The organism is Binatus soli (SeqCode) (genome assembly GCF_050015535.1).
Classification (GTDB): Bacteria; Desulfobacterota; Binatia; order Binatales; family Binataceae; genus Binatus; species Binatus soli.
Genome location: NZ_JBEKBF010000011.1, coordinates 1 through 17,751, shown reverse-complemented (window position 1 = coordinate 17,751; position 17,751 = coordinate 1). Strand labels below are relative to the sequence as shown.

Annotated in this window: 16 protein-coding genes; 10 read left to right on the top strand and 6 right to left on the bottom strand. The window is 60.0% G+C overall.

The window, feature by feature from the left end; genetic code table 11:
* The first annotated feature begins 6 nt into the window (after nt 1-6).
* Nucleotides 7-249, top strand: coding sequence for an RNA-binding protein (locus ABR989_RS09825; RefSeq protein WP_428127985.1), 243 nt, complete (start codon nt 7-9; stop codon nt 247-249).
* Here the strand turns inward: ABR989_RS09825 and ABR989_RS09820 are convergent.
* Nucleotides 227-1,489, bottom strand: coding sequence for a DUF8462 domain-containing protein (locus tag ABR989_RS09820; RefSeq protein WP_428127983.1), 1,263 nt, complete (start codon nt 1,487-1,489; stop codon nt 227-229). The two genes, ABR989_RS09825 and ABR989_RS09820, sit on opposite strands and share 23 nt — an antisense overlap.
* A 105-nt stretch (nt 1,490-1,594) precedes the next feature.
* On the opposite strand from ABR989_RS09820, the gene ABR989_RS09815 reads away from it, so the two are divergent.
* The 9 genes from ABR989_RS09815 to ABR989_RS09775 all read left to right on the top strand — a co-directional run bounded on the left by ABR989_RS09815 (nt 1,595) and on the right by ABR989_RS09775 (nt 12,725).
* On the top strand, nt 1,595-2,449 hold the full coding sequence (locus ABR989_RS09815; RefSeq protein WP_428127981.1) for an IS1 family transposase: 855 nt from the start codon (nt 1,595-1,597) through the stop codon (nt 2,447-2,449).
* Nucleotides 2,450-2,895: 446 nt separating this feature from the next.
* Nucleotides 2,896-3,936 (top strand): rod shape-determining protein, encoded by a 1,041-nt coding sequence (locus ABR989_RS09810; RefSeq protein ID WP_349259244.1) that lies wholly within the window; start codon nt 2,896-2,898, stop codon nt 3,934-3,936.
* A gap of 54 nt (nt 3,937-3,990) precedes the next feature.
* Nucleotides 3,991-4,839 (top strand): rod shape-determining protein MreC, encoded by an 849-nt coding sequence (gene mreC / locus ABR989_RS09805; protein WP_428127979.1) that lies wholly within the window; start codon nt 3,991-3,993, stop codon nt 4,837-4,839.
* Nucleotides 4,840-4,844: 5 nt separating this feature from the next.
* Nucleotides 4,845-5,351, top strand: coding sequence for a rod shape-determining protein MreD (mreD, locus tag ABR989_RS09800; RefSeq protein WP_428127977.1), 507 nt, complete (start codon nt 4,845-4,847; stop codon nt 5,349-5,351).
* Between the two features lie 23 nt (nt 5,352-5,374).
* Nucleotides 5,375-7,261 (top strand): penicillin-binding protein 2, encoded by a 1,887-nt coding sequence (gene mrdA, locus ABR989_RS09795; protein ID WP_428127975.1) that lies wholly within the window; start codon nt 5,375-5,377, stop codon nt 7,259-7,261.
* Nucleotides 7,262-7,277: 16 nt separating this feature from the next.
* Nucleotides 7,278-8,384 carry a rod shape-determining protein RodA gene (rodA, locus tag ABR989_RS09790; RefSeq protein WP_428127974.1) on the top strand — a complete coding sequence of 369 codons (1,107 nt, stop codon included), beginning with the start codon at nt 7,278-7,280 and terminating at the stop codon, nt 8,382-8,384.
* A 23-nt stretch (nt 8,385-8,407) separates the two neighbouring features.
* Nucleotides 8,408-8,653, top strand: a complete 246-nt coding sequence (locus ABR989_RS09785) for a hypothetical protein (RefSeq protein ID WP_428127972.1) — start codon at nt 8,408-8,410, stop codon at nt 8,651-8,653.
* A 442-nt stretch (nt 8,654-9,095) separates the two neighbouring features.
* Nucleotides 9,096-10,607: a glycosyltransferase family 39 protein gene (locus ABR989_RS09780; RefSeq protein WP_428127970.1), complete on the top strand. Its 1,512-nt coding sequence runs from the start codon at nt 9,096-9,098 to the stop codon at nt 10,605-10,607.
* Between the two features lie 531 nt (nt 10,608-11,138).
* On the top strand, nt 11,139-12,725 hold the full coding sequence (locus ABR989_RS09775) for an ArnT family glycosyltransferase (protein ID WP_428127969.1): 1,587 nt from the start codon (nt 11,139-11,141) through the stop codon (nt 12,723-12,725).
* A 141-nt stretch (nt 12,726-12,866) separates the two neighbouring features.
* Here the strand turns inward: ABR989_RS09775 and ABR989_RS09770 are convergent, their stop codons facing one another.
* The 5 genes from ABR989_RS09770 to ABR989_RS09750 form a co-directional block, all read right to left on the bottom strand.
* Entirely contained in the window at nt 12,867-14,207 is a 1,341-nt protein-coding gene (locus ABR989_RS09770) for an ammonium transporter (RefSeq protein WP_428127968.1), read from the bottom strand.
* A gap of 181 nt (nt 14,208-14,388) precedes the next feature.
* Nucleotides 14,389-15,576: an acyl-CoA dehydrogenase family protein gene (locus ABR989_RS09765; RefSeq protein WP_428127966.1), complete on the bottom strand. Its 1,188-nt coding sequence runs from the start codon at nt 15,574-15,576 to the stop codon at nt 14,389-14,391.
* Nucleotides 15,577-15,736: 160 nt separating this feature from the next.
* A complete protein-coding gene (locus ABR989_RS09760) occupies nt 15,737-16,186 on the bottom strand; it encodes a DUF6941 family protein (protein ID WP_428127965.1) in 450 nt (149 codons plus the stop codon).
* An 81-nt stretch (nt 16,187-16,267) separates the two neighbouring features.
* Nucleotides 16,268-17,587 carry a C69 family dipeptidase gene (locus ABR989_RS09755; RefSeq protein ID WP_428127963.1) on the bottom strand — a complete coding sequence of 440 codons (1,320 nt, stop codon included), beginning with the start codon at nt 17,585-17,587 and terminating at the stop codon, nt 16,268-16,270.
* Nucleotides 17,562-17,751 (bottom strand): hypothetical protein (locus ABR989_RS09750; protein ID WP_428127961.1); only part of this gene is annotated, 190 nt, incomplete at its 5' end. The genes ABR989_RS09750 and ABR989_RS09755, both read right to left, overlap by 26 nt.

Genomic DNA, 17,751 nt, shown 5'->3' with positions numbered 1-17,751 from the left:
GCGTACATGCCCAAAGGACCGCAAGGCCAGAAGCGCCCCGCTGACGCGATCGGCAACGCCGTCCGCGTGATGCAGATCGCCACGGGCGAGATTCAGGACAATCCGCTTGAGCCGGGGAAAGAGTACGCCCGCAAGGGCGGGTTGAAGGGTGGGAAAGCGCGGGCGAAAAAATTGAGCAAAAATCGTCGCACGGAGATTGCTCAGAAAGCAGCGCGATCCCGATGGGTCAAGCAGTCCGATTCCGTATAGAGGTTTGATCCCAAGATTGCCGGTTAATAAACCGCGCCAATAACGGTACAGCAAAACTGTAGCCACCATATCGACTGCGATATACTAAACCCTTCTCGCCGAGCGCCTTGAGCATTTGAGTGGCGTGACTATGGGTGAATCCCTTCACGAGAATTTGGCGCGATGCGGTGACGATTTCTTGAGTGCCGAACTCCTCTTCCGCCTTCGGCAGGGTAGCGATGACTTTCATAAAATCCTGCTGGCGGTCGGTAGCCCGCAGCCATCGAGGAGCAAAAAAGTCCTCGTCCAGCTTTTCCATTATCTCGTCGATTGGTACGGACGGCGCTAGGCCGATTTTGATCTTGCCAATCCAAGCGTCGAATACCTCTTTCGCGATGAACTGAATGAAAAACGGGTAACAGCCCGACAATTCGACGATATTCTTGATAGTGGATTCGGCGAAATGTAGAGTGCTCTTGCTTAATTCTATCGGCTTAATGATCGCGTCGCGCGCCTGCTTTTCGCTCAGTTTCCTTAGATACATCACATGAAACATTCGCTCGCTGTACGTGCGAGCCTGATTCAATCTTGGGAACAGGGTGGGCAAGCCCGTCAGTACCAACATGAAAGGGAAGCGTGATGGTTGTCGCTGAAGGTAAGAAAAAACGTCAAGAAGCAATGACAGCGGATATTCCTTGGCGGAGGCGTGGTCAGTCAGGTTTTGCGCTTCATCATATGCGAATACAACGCCGTTCACTGGCGCACTCTCTAGTAATTGCCGAGCTGAAATGAAGACTGCCTTGAGCTTATCATCAGTGTTTCCGGGCGTGCGCTCGAAAGCTGACCAAAGGTCTTCAAATTTCAGGGGCCGATTTGTCGGTGCATGAATCGCTGTGAAGCCTGGCAAGATTCGTTGTTTGTCTGAATACTCAATGATCGGACCAAGTAGAGTCGAAAGGTCAACCAACAATCGTCGCGCCGTTCGTTCCTCAGTTAGACTCGCCGACTCTGACAAATCGTTTCCGGTCCAGAGCCATCCACTCTTTTGCGCAATGGGTTTGAACTCCTCAAGAAGTACAGTTTTCCCGACGCCGCGAAGCCCGGTCACGATGGCATTTTGCGTGACTGGATTTTGCTTGAGCATCTTTGCGAACTGGTCCTGCTCATCGCTGCGACCGGCAAGATAGAGCGGTTTCTGACCAGCTCCGGGTCGAAAGGGATTCTGCGGGATTGGCGTATCGTCTTGCACCTTTTTTCTCACTTGATCAGATTTAGTATCTTGTAGTCCAAACTCTAATATTAATCAATGCTCTAATAAATGAACTATCTGCTTGACACCCAAGCATAAAGTTCATATTATGTCCTCATGAACAGATTGCCCATATCCAAGCGCGTTCAGATTCTTTCCCTTCTCTGCGAAGGATCATCGATGCGTTCTGTATCGCGGCTGGTCGATGTTTCGATCAACACCGTGACGCGCGAGCTAGTGCTGGCGGGTCAGGCGTGCGCTGACTTCCATGATCGAACCGTCCGCAACGTGCAGTCGAAGCGCGTGCGGTGCGATGAGATTTGGTCGTTTGTCGAGATGAAGGAAGCGCGGGCGCGCCAGAAAAAGCATGAACGGCCAGAACGTGTTGGCGATACATGGACTTGGACGGGCATCGACGCGGATAGCAAACTGCTGATCTCGTGGTTCATCGGATCGCGCGGCGCGGACGCGGCGAATACGTTTATGCGCGACGTGGCGAGCCGCCTTGTCAATCGAGTGCAGCTAACGACGGACGGCCATCGTGCGTATCTGGACGCGGTAGAAGCGGCGTTTGGTGGCGACATTGATTACGCGATGCTCGTGAAAATGTACGGCACGCCGCCAGAAGGCGAGCGGCGATATACCCCGCCGGTTTGCCTTAGTGCGGAAAGCAGAATCGTTCACGGCAATCCCGATCGCGATCACATCAATACGAGCTACGTCGAACGCGCAAATCTCACGATGCGGATGCACATGCGCCGCTTTACGCGCCTGACCAATGCGTTCTCAAAGAAGTTTGAGAATCACTGTCACATGGTTGCGCTCTACGCCGCATGGTACAACTTCGTCCGTATTCACAAAACACTGCGGGTCACGCCCGCGATGGAATCGGGCGTTGTCGATCATCTATTCTCGTTCGAGGATTTGGCTGGAATCGTGGACGAATGGGAAGCAAACCGTGAAAACGAGTGATCTAGTACCCATGCTCGCCTTCGCCTCTTTCGGCCTCTGGTGGGTGGTCGCGCCTCGAAGCGTGATACGTTTCTACTGTCGGTTCTATCCAAGTCCGCGAAATGCTTTTAAGCGAACCACGCCGTTTAAGGTTCGATTGGCAGGGCTGGCGTGGGTAATTTTGGTCGCTTGCGTTACTATCTGGAGCGCATTTCGACCACCGATTTCAAACTGAGACACTACCAAATTCAGACACTCAGCGCCGAATTCAGACAGTACCAATTGCGGCCGGTTGCTTGCCTGCGCCGCCCGTCCTCTGTTAGCGTGTCGCACAACGGTAGTCCGACGGACCCAAACCTCTCCGCCAGAGAATTCTTCAACATTTGGGCCGCGTCTTGGGGTGGTATTCGGGCCGGGTCTTGGCGTCGGCATCCAGGCCTGAACCGGGCAGGCAAGGGGCAAAATTCGTGATCCTCAATTCAATTTTCGGCTGGTTCTCCAACGATCTCGCGATCGATCTTGGCACCGCCAACACGCTCATCTACGTCAAGGGCGAAGGCATCGTCTGCAACGAGCCCTCGGTCGTCGCGGTGCAGAAAGATTCGCGCGGCTCGCGGCGCGTACTGGCTATCGGCTCCGAGGCGAAAAAGATGCTCGGCCGCACGCCGGGCTCGATCGTCGCCATCCGGCCTCTCAAGGACGGCGTGATCGCCGACTTCGAGATCACCGAGAACATGCTGCGCTACTTCATCCAGAAGATTCACTCGGGCAAGACGCTCGTGCGTCCGCGCCCGCGCATTGTCATCTGCGTGCCGTTCGGAATCACCGCAGTCGAGAAACGCGCCGTCCGCGAATCGGCCGAGTCGGCCGGCGCGCGCGAAGTCTATCTGATTGAGGAGCCGATGGCGGCCGCGATTGGCGCCGGCCTTCCCATCACCGAGCCGACCGGCAACATGATCGTCGATATCGGCGGCGGCACCACCGAGGTCGCCGTCATCTCGCTGGCCGGCGTCGTCTTCTCGCGTTCGGTGCGCGTGGCGGGCGACAAGATGGACGAGGCGATCATCCAGCACATCAAGCGCAAGTACAATTTGTTGATCGGCGAGCGCACCGCCGAGCTGATCAAGATAACCATCGGTTCGGCCTACCCCGGCAACGAGATTCAGACCATGGAGATCAAGGGCCGCGACCTGGTCGCCGGCGTGCCCAAGATTATCGAGATCACCGACGAGGAGATCCGCGAGGCGCTGATGGAACCGGTGCGCCAGGTCGTCGAGTCGGTGCGCATCGCGCTCGAGCGCACGCCGCCGGAACTCGCCTCCGACATCGTCGACAAGGGGATAGTGCTGGCCGGCGGAGGCGCTCTGCTGCGCAACCTCGACGTACTGCTGCGCGAGGAGACCGGTCTGCCCGTCACGCTGGCCGACGATCCGCTGACCGCGGTCGTGATGGGTGCGGGCAAGGTGTTGGACGAACTGTCGCTGCTGCGCGACGTGACCGTTGACTGATCGACTCGCCGCATATCTCCTGAGTCTTGAGCCGGCGCGTCGGCCCGTATTGACGTGAGAGGCGGCTTTCTCTGGCGTAACCGCGTGCTGCTGACCAGCGGCGCGCTGCTTATTGTGTCGCTGCATCTGATCTCGACCGGAGTCCGGCCCGGCGATCTCGCGGCGCGTCCGGAGTCCGCATTTCTGGAAATCGTCAGTCCGATCGACGCTGCATTCACCCGTCTCAGCGACGGCGCTTCATCGATCGTCACCGACTACCTCGACCTGTTTCATGTGCGTGAGGAAAACGCCCGTCTGCGCAACGAGCTGGCGCGGGTCAAGAGCGATCGCGCGCGCCTGGCCGAGCTCGAGGTCGAAAATCGGCACCTCGGCGAAATGCTCGAACTCAAGGACGTGCTCGGCGCCAACGCAGTTGCCGCCAACGTGATCGGCAGCGACGCCACCGGCCTTTCACGCACCCTGATTCTCGCCTCGGGTTCCAGCGACGGACTTCGTCCCGGCATGGCCGTGCTCGCCAACCAGGGCGTGGTCGGCAAGATCATCGCCATCAGTCCGCACGCCTCGCGCGTGCTGTTGATCGACGACCACAACTCCGCGCTCGACGGTTTCGATCAACGCTCGCGCGCGCGCGGAATCGTCGCCGGGCTGGTCGACGATGGATTGATCCTGAAGTACGCCGATCGCTCGCAGGACATCCGGATCGGCGACACTATCGTGACCTCGGGCCTCGATGGAATTTTCCCGCGTGGTCTGCTGGTCGGAACGATTATAGGCGTGCACCGCGGGGCGCCTGGCTTGTTCCTCGGCGTAAGAATCGAACCAGCGGTCGATTTTCGCCAACTCGAACAAGTGCTGATCGTCACCCAGCCGCCGCCTCACCTCGACGACTCGGGCAAGAGCTGACGGATTTGCGCCTCATCCTGCTGTTCGCGGTGTTCCTGGTGCTGGGATTGGCGTTTGAATCCGCGGTCCCGCACATGGTTTCTTTTCGCGCACTGATTCCGAACCTGATCATCATACTGGTTGTCGATCTCGGCCTGCGCCATCATGGCGTCCTGCCCGCGATGCTGGCGTTCGCGATGGGCTACGCGACCGACGCACTCGCCGGCTCGCATCCCGGCCTCAACGCTTTCATGATGACGATGGTCTTCGTCGTGAGCTACGAGATTTCGACCCGGCTGATGGTGACCAACGCGTTGGTCGGCGCGACCGTGGTGTTCTTCGGCGTGATCGCGACCGCGCTGGCAACAGTTGCCCTCGCCGACGGCTTCAGCGCACATTCCCACACCGGCGCGCTGCTTCCGGGACTGACACTCGAGGCCGCCATCTCCGCGATAGTCGCGCCGTTCATCTTTTCGATGCTGGCCGCAAGCAAGCGGATGACGGGATTGCCTGTGCGGCCGATGCGCGAATAGATTGTAAGTTCGGGAAAGCATCAGTGGCGAAGTTCCACATCCCTAAAAGCAATCGGCCCGTTCCGCTGCTGGAACCGCGAATCGCGGCGTTGACCGCCCTGATGTTTGCGATTCTCGGACTGGTCTCCGTGCGCCTGTACTACCTGCAGATTCTGCATCATCAGGAAAATGTCGAATTGGCCGATCGCAACCGGATTCGCATCGAACGCGTGCCCGCGCCGCGCGGTCTGGTTTTCGATCGCAATCACCGTCCGCTGGTCGACACGAAACCGTCGTTCGACGCGCAGCTCGTGCCCGAGGATTCCGACAATCTTTCACTCACGATCGAAAGGCTCGAGCGCTACACCGGCGGAGATCACATCGCGGACAAAATTTCCGATGCTGACGAGGAGGGGCGCCCGCCCTACGAGCCCGTCACCGTCGCCGAGCGTCTTGGATGGCAACAGGTGGTGGCGCTCGAGGCGCATCAGCTCGACCTACCCGGAGTCAGTCTCCAAATCACCCCCGCGCGGCATTACCTGTACGGCCAGCTCGCCGCGCATCTGCTCGGCTACGTCGGCGAGGTGACCAAGAACGACCTCAAGCAGCGGGCCGACTACCACATGGGCGACGAGATCGGAAAATTCGGCCTCGAGCGCGTGTGGGAGAGTTTTCTGCGCGGCGACGCCGGCGGACAGGAGATCGAAGTTGACGCCGTCGGGCGGCGGCTCCGCGTGCTCAAGGAAATTGGCGACACGCCCGGCGAAAGCATCGTCATGACCATCGATCTCAATCTCCAGCAGGCCGCGGAACAGGCGATGGCCGGGAAGAATGGCGCCTTCGTCGCGCTCGATCCGAGAAACGGCGACGTGCTCGCGATGGTTTCGCATCCAGCCTTCGACCCCGACCTCTTTGGCGGCGGCGTGAAGGCGTCGGCGTGGCGCGAACTGACGACCGACCCGAACCATCCACTGCAAAATCGCGTCATCCAGGGAATTTATCCACCCGGCTCGACCTTCAAAATCGTCGATTCGATCGCGGGACTCCAGGAAGGCACGCTGAATCCTCAAACTGCCTACAATTGCCCCGGCGGGTTGTGGTTCGGCGGACGCGAGTATCATTGCTGGCGCCATCAGGGCCACGGCACCATCGAGCTGCACGACGCGATCGTGCGCTCATGCGACGTTTATTTTTACAACGTCGGACAAAAGCTTGGCGTCGATCGGATTGCGAAATGGTCCAATCAGCTCGGACTCGGAATCAAGAGCGGCATCGATCTCGATCATGAGAATCCCGGCACCATCCCGTCATCGGCGTGGAAGCAGAAGCGCTTCCACGAGCGATGGTATCCCGCGGAAACGCTCTCAGTCGCCATCGGCCAGGGTTACGTCGCGACCACGCCGCTCCAGATGGCGCAGGTCGCCGCCCAGGTCGCCAACGGCGGCATCCGCTATCGGCCGCAATTCGTCAAGTACGTAGAGGGACTCGACGGCAACATCGCCAAGTCGTATCCGCCGGTGATCGAGAACCGAATCAAGATCGATCCCGACGCCCTCGAAATCGTCAAGGACGCGATGGCCGACGTCGTCAACGGCGCCGGCGGTACCGCGCACAAAGCCCATCTCGACGGTGTCGTCGTATGCGGCAAAACCGGCACGGCTCAGGTCGTCGGCAGCAATGCTCCGGTCGGCGAGAACGAGGAAGAGGACAAGACGCCCGACCAGTTCAAAGACCATGCATGGTTCATCGCGTTCGCGCCAAAGGATCATCCGACCATCGCCGCAGCCTGCATCATCGAACACGGCGGTCATGGCGGCAGCGCGTCGGCGCCCGTAATTCACGACGTCTTCCAGCGCTACTTCCAGCTCAATCCGCCGCCGCCCAAACCTGAAATAGCGCGCGTGCTCGAAAACGCCTCGCCATCTCAATGACAGGAGTGCGGCCCTGATGGCGGGCGGCGATCGCAGGTTCATACTTCATTTCGACTGGACGCTGTTCATCCTGGTCCTTGCATTGGCCGGAATCGGGCTGGTCAGCGTCATCAGCGCGTCGTACGCGGGTGCGCATCGGACCTTGGACCCTCTGGTAATTCGCCAGTTGATTTGGATCGCAGCCGGGACAGTCGTGATGCTCATCGCGGTCTTTGTCGACTATCGATCTCTGCAGGCCTACGCCTACCCATTTTATGTGGTTGTGATCGGTCTTCTGATCGCCGTAATGATCGCCGGCCACGCCACCGGCGGGTCGCGCCGATGGATCAACCTCGGCGTCTTCCATCTCGAACCGTCCGAGCTGGCCAAGCTCGCCGTCGTGCTCGTGATGGTGCGCTATCTGCGTGAGGATCCGCCCAAAGGCGGATGGGGCCTGCGCCATTTGATCATCCCGTTCATCCTGCTCGGCATCCCCGCTGCACTCGTGCTCAAGCAACCCGACCTCGGCACGGGACTGATACTCGTGCTGATCACCATTACGCTGGTTTTCGTGAGCGGCCTGAATTTGCGCACGATGCTGGTGCTGGCGATGGCCGCGATGCTCGCGGCTCCGCTGAGCTGGCACTATCTCAAGCCTTATCAGCGCCAGCGCCTGGTCAGCTTCATCAATCCGCAGGCCGATCCGCTCGGCTCCGGCTACCACATCATCCAGTCTGAAATCGCGATCGGCGCCGGAGGCCCATTCGGCAAGGGATTTCTGAAAGGTACGCAGGCGCGGCTGAATTTTCTGCCCGAGCAGAGCACCGATTTTATCTTCGCGGTTTTTGCCGAGGAGTTCGGTTTGGCAGGCGCGCTGCTTTTGTTGACATTGTACGCGAGCGTGATTGCGCGCGGCGCATGGATCGCCAGACACGCGCGCGACCGCTTCGGCGCGTTGCTCGCGGTCGGATTGACGGCGATCGTCTTCTGGCAGGTGGCGGTCAACATCGGGATGGCGACCGGGATGCTGCCGGTGGTGGGAATCACGTTGCCGCTGGTGAGTTACGGCGGTTCGTCGCTGATCGCGATGATGGCGGCGATGGGCATTCTCATCAGCATCAACACCCGCCGCTACCTGTTCTGAGTTTCTTCGATGAGGTAAAGCACGTGGCTCACAAAAAAAAGTTCACCGATCCAACCGACCTCGAAATCATCGAAATTCATGTCCGCTTCGTCGAGGCGATGGAGACTGTCAGGCTCGAAACGATCAGCCCCGAGATGAAGCAGCGCTATTTGGCGGTCATGAAAGCGCTGACGGAAAAGCTCGCCATGCCGAGCAAGCCGCTGCATGAAATTCTGGGCGAGATGATGGCCGAGGTCGGCCCGCTAATCTTCCAGGCGATGCAGCGCTAGCGAGTGCGCTCACGCTTCGCTAGATTTTTTTGACGTTGCTCGGCGCGCACGCCCGCGCGAGAAAAGCACTTAATTCAGGGTGATTCACGGAGGATCCTGAATGTCGCGAAGTACGCGCGCCAAGGCGCATTCACGAAGGGGATCGACCCCGGTAAAACCGCGACATTCTTCCGCATCAGAACCCGCTCAGCCCGTTGGTAATGCGGCCGAAGCGTCCGTCTTTCGCTTCAAAGGGATCGACGCGGTGCTGCTCACGCTCCTGCTCGGTTTTGCGCTGCTCCTAATCGCGAACACGGGATTTGTCAACGGACAGGAATTTTGGCCGATGCCCGACGCGGTTGAATACGCGGCGATTGCGGTAAACCTGGATCGCGGCCTGGGCCCGGTGCTCCATTTCGGGGGGAATACTTATCCGTGCCGCTTTACGATTGGCTATCCACTCATGCTCGCTGCGGCGTATCCGCTTCTGGGCCATAGGCCCGAGCGGCTTTGCCTGGTTACTGCTCTGACGGCATTGGTCGCGATAGCCGGGCTTTACATTCTGACCCTGTGGGCGTTCGACCGGCCAAGCGCGATTTTGGCCGGGTTGCTGCTGGCTACGTCGCCGCATTTTCTCGGCCTTTCCACCTGCGTAATGAGTGACGTTCCTGCGCTTGCCGTCGTAGTCCTCGCTGCACTGGCGTTTTTGTATGCTGAGGGAAAAGAAAGCCTGGTTGCATCCGCACTGTGCGGGCTGCTGGTCGGCCTGGCCGTCACAATCCGCATCACCAACGGCGCCATTTTGGCCGGAATGCTCGCGGCGGCGCTGCTCGTCCGGCCACGCAGATTGCAGTTCGCGAGAGTGATGGCGTTCGCGATCGGATTCAGCGCATTTCCAGGATTGCAGGCTTGGGTAAATCTGCACTACCTCGGTTCGCCGCTCTCAAGCGGTTACGCGTTCTGGCTGCCGGAGTACTACAGCTCATTTTTCACGCCCTTTAAGCTGAGCTACCTCTTTGTACCGTCGGACCCGACCTATCAGCACGGAAATCTTGTCTCTTATGCTATCGCAATGCTTGGTCTCGACGGCATCCTCGGCCAGCTTACTGTAAGTTCGGAGCTCCGAACGTTACATCACTGGCGCTACGTGGGTACAGAGCTTCGAACGTTAGTTCACGCGCGCTACGCTTTGTACCCGTTTCCAGTGGCGGTCTTCGCAGGGCTGGGCGTGTTCTTCGCCCTTCGCCGCAAGCGTAACGCAAGCACGATGCGCGTGGTGTATCTCGGCTTAGGCTTTTTTGCCTCACTATTGCTTATTTACCTCCCTTATTTCTGTGTCGATCCCCGCTTCATTATGCCTGCGTTGTTTGTTGTTTTTGCCGCGGCGGGCTACGGGCTGGTCAGCGCGAATCGAAGGCTTGAGAAGGCATGGGCGGGATTTGCGGTGATTGTGCTAGACGTGCTACTCGCCGGCGGCGTTGTGGCCCAGACGGTTTCCTGGCTTGCGGTACCGATGCCGCTGGAGTCCAAGCTGGTCGACGACGTGCTGGCGATACGGCCCCGGCTGACGAACGCCGTGGTGGTCAGCGACATTTCTCTACAATGGCTCGAAGTTTATGCGGGTGGGGAACAAACCGAATTTGTCGGCCTCAACGATATTTATACCGCAGAAGTTCCCGACCAAGCGGTAACCGAATACCATCTGTACGTGCTTCGGAACAAAAAGTCCGAGGGATGGTCCGGGCCGATACCGCCGATACTTTTCCCCGGTGGCGAACTCGACCTGGCCGAAGCGCGCAAGCTCGCAGAGGAGGATAAGAAGGGACGCCCGGTGTACTTGCTGGTAGCGAAGCCGCTGACCCGTGAATGGCAGAATGTGCTTTTGCAGGAGGCCGCCGAGACCCATCGATACTTCACCGACGAAATGATCGCGGACTATCCCGAAGTGGGGCTTTACCGTTTGAAGCCGCACTAACCCGCCCGCTACCCGCGACAAATTCGAAACATGGATGCCATTTCAACGCACTCACACGATATTCCTGGCTCGGTCGAGCTCCGCTTGCCACCACGTTTCGCAGAGCGCGAGGATGAACAAGAGCGCCGTCGCTGCGTTGACCGCGATCGATGCTTGTAGCATGTTAGCGAACACCTGCCACATCGCCGAAGAGAGCAAACAGAAGCTGATCGCGGCGAATATGGTGACCACGAGTTGGAATCGGATAGTCAAAACGGAAATCCTGGTTAATTCAAGGTGATTCACCGAGGATCGTGAATGTCGCGAAGTACACGCGCCAAGGTGCATTCCCGAAGTGGATCGATCCGGGTAAAACCCCGACATTCTTCGGATTCCGCTTCATCAGAATCCGCTCGGCCCGGTGGTGATGCCGGCGAAGCGTCCGTCTTTCGCTTCAAAGGAATCGACGCGGCGATACTCGCGCTCCTGCTCGGGTTTGCGCTGCTCCTAATCGTGCGTACGGGATTTGCCGCCGGCCAGGAATTGTGGCCGATGCCTGACGGCGTTGAATACGCGGCGATTGCGGTAAACCTGGATCGCGGCCTGGGCCCGGTGCTCCATTTCGGGGGGAATACTTATCCGCCCCGCTATACGATCGGTTATCCACTCATCCTGGCCGCGGCGTATCCACTTCTGGGCCATAGGCCCGAGCGGCTATGCCTGGTTACGACGCTGACAGCATTGGTCGCAATAGCCGGGCTTTACATTCTGACCCTGTGGGTGTTCGACAGGCCAAGCGCGGTGTTGGCCGGCTTGCTACTGGCTACATCGCCGCGTTTCCTCGGGTCTTCCACCTACGTGATGAGTGACGTTCCTGCGCTTGCCGTCGTAATCCTCGCGGTACTGGCATTTTTGTATGCTGAGGGAAAAGAAAGCCTGGTTGCATCCGCGCTGTGCGGGCTGCTGGCCGGCTTGGCCGTCACAATCCGCGTCACCAACGTTGCCATTTTGGCTGGAATGCTCGCGGCGGCTCTGCTCGTCCAACCGCGCAGATTGCGGCTGGCGCAAGTGATGGCGTTCGCGATCGGATTGCTCCCGTTTCCAGGATTGCAGGCCTGGGTAAATCTGCACTACCTCGGTTCGCCGCTCTCAAGCGGTTACGCGTTCTGGCTGCCGGAGCACCACAGCTCAGTTTTCACGGCCTTTGAGCTGCGCTTCCTGTTTCTGCCCTCAGGTACGGCCTATCAACAGGGAAATCTTGTCACTTACGCTATCGCAATGCTTGGTCTCGACGGCATCCTCGGCAAGCTTATTTTGCGTACGGAACTCCAAAGCTTAATTCACGCGCACTACGCTTTCTACCCGTTTCCAGTGGCGGTCTTCGCAGGGTTGGGCGTGTTCTTCGCCATCCGCAGCAAGCGCAACGCAAGCACGATGCGCGCGGTGTATTTGGGCTTGGGTTTTCTTGCCGCGCTGTTGCTTATTTACCTCCCTTATTTCGTTATGGACCTCCGCTACATACTGCCGGCGTTGTTTATCGTTTTTGCCGCAGCGGGCTGGGGCCTGGTCAGCGCGAATCGAAGGCTTAAGCGGGGGTGGGCGGGATTTGCGGTGATTGTCCTGGATCTGGTTGTCGCCGGCGCGATTGTGGTCCAGGCGGTTTCCCGGCTCGCGATGCCCCTGCCACTGCAGTCGGAGCTGGTCGCCGATGTGCTCGCGATCCGGCCCCGGCTGACGAACGCCGTGGTGGTCAGCGATATTTCTCTACAATGGCTCGAGCTTTATGCGGGCGGGGAACAAACAGAATTTGTCGGCCTCAACAGTCTTTACAATGACCTACAAGTGCAATTCGTAACCGAATACCATCTGCACTTGCTTTACAACAAAAAGTCCGAAGGATGGTCCGGGCCGATACCGCCGATACTGTTCCCCGGTGGCGAACTCGACCTGGCCGAAGCGCGCAAGCTCGCGGAGGAGGATAAGAAGGGACGCCCGGTGTACGCGCTGGTAATGAAGCCGCGGAACCGCGAATGGCAGAATGTGCTTAGGCAGGAGGCCGCCGAGACCCATCGCTACTTCACCGACACAACGATCGCGGACTATCCCGAAGTGGGGCTTTACCGTTTGAGGCCGCGCTAACCCGCCCGCTCCCCGCGACAAATTCGAAACATGGATGCCATGAAGTCGATAAGCGACCTGCGGTTCAACGTCCGTCAAGTATTAAGCTTCGGCAATCCCGGTTTAAATCCTTTCCAGGCGATGCAACGCTAGCGAGTGCGCTCACGCTTCGAAGGCGTAGGCAGCCTCTTCGTGCTCGCTTAGGTCGAGTCCGACCTGCTCCGACTCGTTCACCACGCGAAGCCCGACCAGTGCGTCCGTCACTTTCAGCAGAATCATGCTGCCGATGAACGAAAACGCCATGCTCGCGACGACGGCTATCGCCTGTACGAATAGTTGGCGCGGATTTCCATAGAAGAGACCGTCGGCGCCGGCGGCGTTGACCAACACGCTGGCAAACAGCCCGGTCGCAAGCGCGCCCCATATTCCGCCGACTGCGTGCACGCCGACCACGTCGAGCGCATCGTCGTAGCCGAACCGCGACTTCATCCGACACGCGCTGTAACAGAGCACGCCCGCGACCGCGCCGATGATTATCGCCGGGACGGGGCCGACGTATCCCGACGCCGGAGTTATCGCGACCAGGCCAGCCACCGCGCCGCTCGCCACGCCCAGCACAGTGGGCTTGCCGCCGATCCACCATTCCGCCGCCACCCAGGTCAGCGCTGCGGCCGACGCGCCGAGATGGGTCGCGACAAATGCGGACACCGCCAGGCCGTTGGCCGCCAGCGAACTCCCCGCGTTGAACCCGAACCATCCGACCCACAGCAATCCCGCGCCGGTGACGGTCAGCGTCAGGTTATGCGGCTGCATCGGCTCGTGCGGGTAGCCGCGGCGCTTACCGACCATCAGCGCGGCGGCGAGTGCGGCGACGCCCGACGAGATATGGACTACCGTGCCGCCGGCAAAATCGAGCGCGCCCATTTGGTGAATCCATCCGTCGACGCCCCATACCCAGTGCGCCAGCGGATCGTAAATCAGAGTGATCCAGAGGATGCTGAAGACCAGGAACCCCTTGAATGACATTCTCTCCGCGATCGCGCCGGTGATGAGTGCGGGCGTGATCACGGCAAACATGCACTGGTAAATCATGAACGCCTGATGCGGCACCGTCGCCGAATAGGCGGCATACGGCTGCGAGGCGCTGACGCCGCTTAGTCCTGCCCACGAAAGCGCGCCGACCAAGGCGCTGCCGGGCGCGAACGCCAGGCTGTAGCCGAACAGCACCCATTGGATCGACACGATCCCGACCAGGATGAAGCTCTGCATCAGCGTCGAGAGCACGTTCTTGCGCCGCACCATCCCGCCGTAAAAGAGCGCGAGTCCCGGAATCGTCATCATCAGAACCAGCGCGGCCGAGAGCAGCAACCATGCCGTGTCGGCGCCTTCGATTTTTGGCGCGGCGGGAATTTCCGCGGCCGCCGGCGACGCGAACGCCAGACACAATGCCACGCTCAGAACGATAGGGTTGCGCGCGAGCGAGCGGATAGATTTCGGAATCATCTTCGACCCCTCCAGGCTTGCGAGAGCCTTGCGTCAGCTTTGGCAGCTCTCAGTTGCGAGAGAACCTGCCTGACTTTTCCGGAAGATGCAACTTTTCATTTTGAAATGCGAATTGAGCGCAAAAAAAGAGGCGGCTCAAATGAATGAACCGCCTCTTCGCAAGCATTGGATCGAATGATTCTCAGCCCTTGGGAAGCAGCAAGATGCGCTCACCGATCATGTTCTTCTGCACCGCCGAGGTGCCGCCCGCGATCGTCACTCCCTCCGACCCCAGAATCCGGCGCATCCAGTCGCCCTCGGGCGCGAACGGGGTATGGCGCTCGAGCAGCGCGTACTCGCCAAGCAGCCGGGTGATGAACTTGGTCATCCGCTGGCCCAAGTCGGTCGAGAGCAGCTTGGAAATCGACGCTTCGGGTCCGGGCTGCTGACCCTTGAGGCGCTTGGAGAGGCTGCGCAAGCCGTTGTACTTCTTGGCGGTCGTTTCGATCGCGAACTGCGCGATTTGCTGGCGGATGTCGTTGTCCTCGATGGCGGGCCGGCCATTTATATTCACGGCCTTGGCGATCTGGACGAGTTGATGGAGCAACTGTTCGGTGCCGCCGAGCGTCTCGCCGATTCCGAACCGCTCGTGCATCAGGGTCGAGACCAGCACCTGCCATCCCATGTTGAGCGGGCCGAGCAGGTTTTCCTTGGGCACGCGCACGTCCTCGAAAAAGATCTCGTTGAACTCGCTGTCGCCGGTGATTTGCTTGAGCGGACGGACGCTCACGCCGGGCGCCTTCATATCGACCAGCAACGCGCTCATCCCCTTGTGCTTGGGCACGTCGGGATCGGTGCGCACGAATAGCTGCACGAAGTCCGAGCGATGCGCGATCGTGGTCCAGACCTTCTGGCCGTTGACGATAAACTCGTCACCCTTGAGCTCAGCGCGGCACTGGATCGACGCGAGGTCCGAGCCCGCGCCCGGCTCCGACATCCCCTCGCACCAAATCTCGTCGCCGGCGAGGATCGGATTCAGGTAGCGCTTTTTTTGCTCGTCGGTCCCCCATTGCATCAGGGCCGGCCCGGTCATGATCACGCCCAGCACGTTGCATCCCATCGGCAGGTTGAGGCGGGCGAGTTCCTGCTGAAAGATGACCTGCTCGATGAAGCTGGCGCCGCGTCCGCCGTATTCCTTGGGCCAGGTCAGACCGGCCCATCCCGCGTGGTAGAGTTTTTTGTGCCAGGCCTTGAGGCGCGCCCAGATTGCGTCGTCGCCGCCGAAATCGATGTCGTCGCTCCTGCCGAGAGCTTGCGGGCGGTTCTCGTCGAGCCATCGCCGCACTTCCATCCGATAAGCGTCCTGTTCAGGGGTCCAGGTAAAATCCATTTGGCTCGAAAATCTCCTTTTTCAGTGACCGGTGCGTCCAGTATTCGGCCACGTCAGACAGGCCTGATACTCTGGTATCTCTTGAGTAGCGCCCATGCGGACTGCGGAGCAAGCCCCGCGCGCGGGGTGGTGGGGTTTCGCTATCGCATCATGATGCTGCTCAGTTGCCGCGCTCTGGCGCGGAACCCTCGGGCGCGAACTGCACCTTCTGACCTGCAAAGATTGCTTCAAATGATAGTTGAGCCTTTGAGGAACCGGCCGTCACGACGATTCCATAGGTACCGGGGTGGGGAAGAGACATGTTGACGTTGATTGCGACGGGTATCTTCACTGATGCCCCTTTGGGGAAATCCGGAGCAATCTGACCAGTTTCCACCTGGCCTTTCATTTCCGGGATTATCGGAACTCCGGCCTCGTCGGCAATTACAACGTTCAGCGGGTATTTGATGCCGACTTCATCGGACGTGAAACCAAGGCCCATCGCGATGGCAAGATGAACCGGCGCCGGGTAGTTTGCCGCTCGGAACAAATTCCAGCCGCCGCCCAGGACAAAGACTTTGCCGCCAACCGCCTGGGCCGCATCGGCAAGCAAAGCATATTCGATCTTCATCTCGTACCTCCACGCGTCATTCGTAGCGTATGTCGCATAGCATACGCGAATGCCGTCGCTGTCAAACAACGGGGGCTTGTACTAATGAGACGCGGCGCGGGTGAGTTCAGATTCGGCGGCGGACTGCGCGTTGAGAACGCGGACGATATTCTGCGCCATGAAGCTGCCGAGCAGTTTCTCGCGCGCGGCGGAGTCGAGCTTGCGCGCCTGGCGGCTGACCTCGGCGCCGCGCTCGAGCATCGCAGCCTCGAGCGGCCGGAAATGCTTCCATGCGATCGGCGCCAGGCGCTCAGGTGCGGTCGCGACGAGATCCTGAATCTTCTTGAAGCGCCACCATGGCGAGTCGGACGAGGCTCTTTCACCGCCAGCGGCCAGAACGGGCGGGAGCGTCCCGGCCACGAACAGCGGAAACGCGATCGCGGTGCACGGCGCGGCGAGCGACGCCCATAGCACGGGGATTGTGTCCGCGCCGGGCGCGGGGAGTTCGGCGACCATGCTGGCCGTCGTGCCGGCGGCTGAGCCGTGCATGCATAGCGTCGGAGAATCGTCGCGCGCGGCGGGGTCGCCGGCGGGCGGAGTTTCGCCACGCGCGCCGTGATCGCGGATTATCGCGAGCATCTCGCGGATAGTGCGGCGGCCGTTTCGCGAGACCAGTTCGCGGCTGCGCGCCAGCCGTCCGCGGGCAGTCAGCGGATCGTCCGCGTCCTTGTTCGAATATGCGGCGGCGAAGTCGAACGATGATTCGCCGTCGCACCATCCCCGAGCGCGCGCATAGCTTTCTACATCATGCGAGCCGAGGCTGGCCGTGTCGATCGTGAGGCAATTCGAGATGCACGCGCGATCGGCGACGCGGCGCGCGCTCCATTGGCGGCCGGAACTTTCGAGCACGTAGGCGTCGGCATGATCGGCGATGATGAATCCGCCGCTGTAGCGGAAATCAACGTCGTACCAGGCGGAACCGCCCTGCCCGTAGCGCTCGATCAACGCGCCGATAATTTCGGCCGCTTCGCGCGCGGTCTTTGAACGCTCGAGGCCGAGGCGGACGAGATCCATCCCGAGCAAGCCCGTCGAAGGGAGTATCTCGCGCGTGAGCACGGCTTCGTTGCCGATCGCGACCCCGTACTCGTTGAGGCCGTGTTCGAAACCCCAAAGCCAGAAGGGGCGCGAGCCGATCACGGCGGCGGTCTCGGGGACTTGCGGGATTTCGAGGTACTGGGATTGGACGGTCGCGCCTTGGGGATGGACGCGGCGCGCCGACTGAAACAGCGGCTGGCATTCGCGCGGCGGGCGGTCGGAGTTTTTGGCGAGGATGGTGGCGCCGGCGTGCGTGTGCGGCGCGAGAACGACGATGGTGTCGCAGGAAGGGAACTCCCGTTCAGCTGGTTTTGTGGTCTGGTTCACCGTCTTCACGCCCCTGAACGCCGGTGCATTCACCTAAGGAACCTCTGCACAGGTGGTTGAGCGCAGATCGTTTGGAAAGTGAGTCATGAAAAGTATCGCTGGAGGTGAGAACTCTGTAACGGTTGTTGCGCGGGAAGCGGCCGCGCGGGATTACTCGGAATGCT

What these genes read in the sequence shown, in the direction of transcription:
- ABR989_RS09825 (WP_428127985.1), top strand. Translation starts at nt 7, where the DNA reads ATGCCCAAAGGACCGCAAGGCCAGAAGCGCCCCGCTGACGCGATCGGC.
- ABR989_RS09775 (WP_428127969.1), top strand. Translation starts at nt 11,139, where the DNA reads ATGCCTGACGGCGTTGAATACGCGGCGATTGCGGTAAACCTGGATCGC.
- ABR989_RS09815 (WP_428127981.1), top strand. Translation starts at nt 1,595, where the DNA reads ATGAACAGATTGCCCATATCCAAGCGCGTTCAGATTCTTTCCCTTCTC.
- ABR989_RS09760 (WP_428127965.1), bottom strand. Translation starts at nt 16,186, where the DNA reads ATGAAGATCGAATATGCTTTGCTTGCCGATGCGGCCCAGGCGGTTGGC.
- ABR989_RS09765 (WP_428127966.1), bottom strand. Translation starts at nt 15,576, where the DNA reads ATGGATTTTACCTGGACCCCTGAACAGGACGCTTATCGGATGGAAGTG.
- ABR989_RS09780 (WP_428127970.1), top strand. Translation starts at nt 9,096, where the DNA reads ATGCTCGCTGCGGCGTATCCGCTTCTGGGCCATAGGCCCGAGCGGCTT.
- rodA (WP_428127974.1), top strand. Translation starts at nt 7,278, where the DNA reads ATGGCGGGCGGCGATCGCAGGTTCATACTTCATTTCGACTGGACGCTG.
- ABR989_RS09770 (WP_428127968.1), bottom strand. Translation starts at nt 14,207, where the DNA reads ATGATTCCGAAATCTATCCGCTCGCTCGCGCGCAACCCTATCGTTCTG.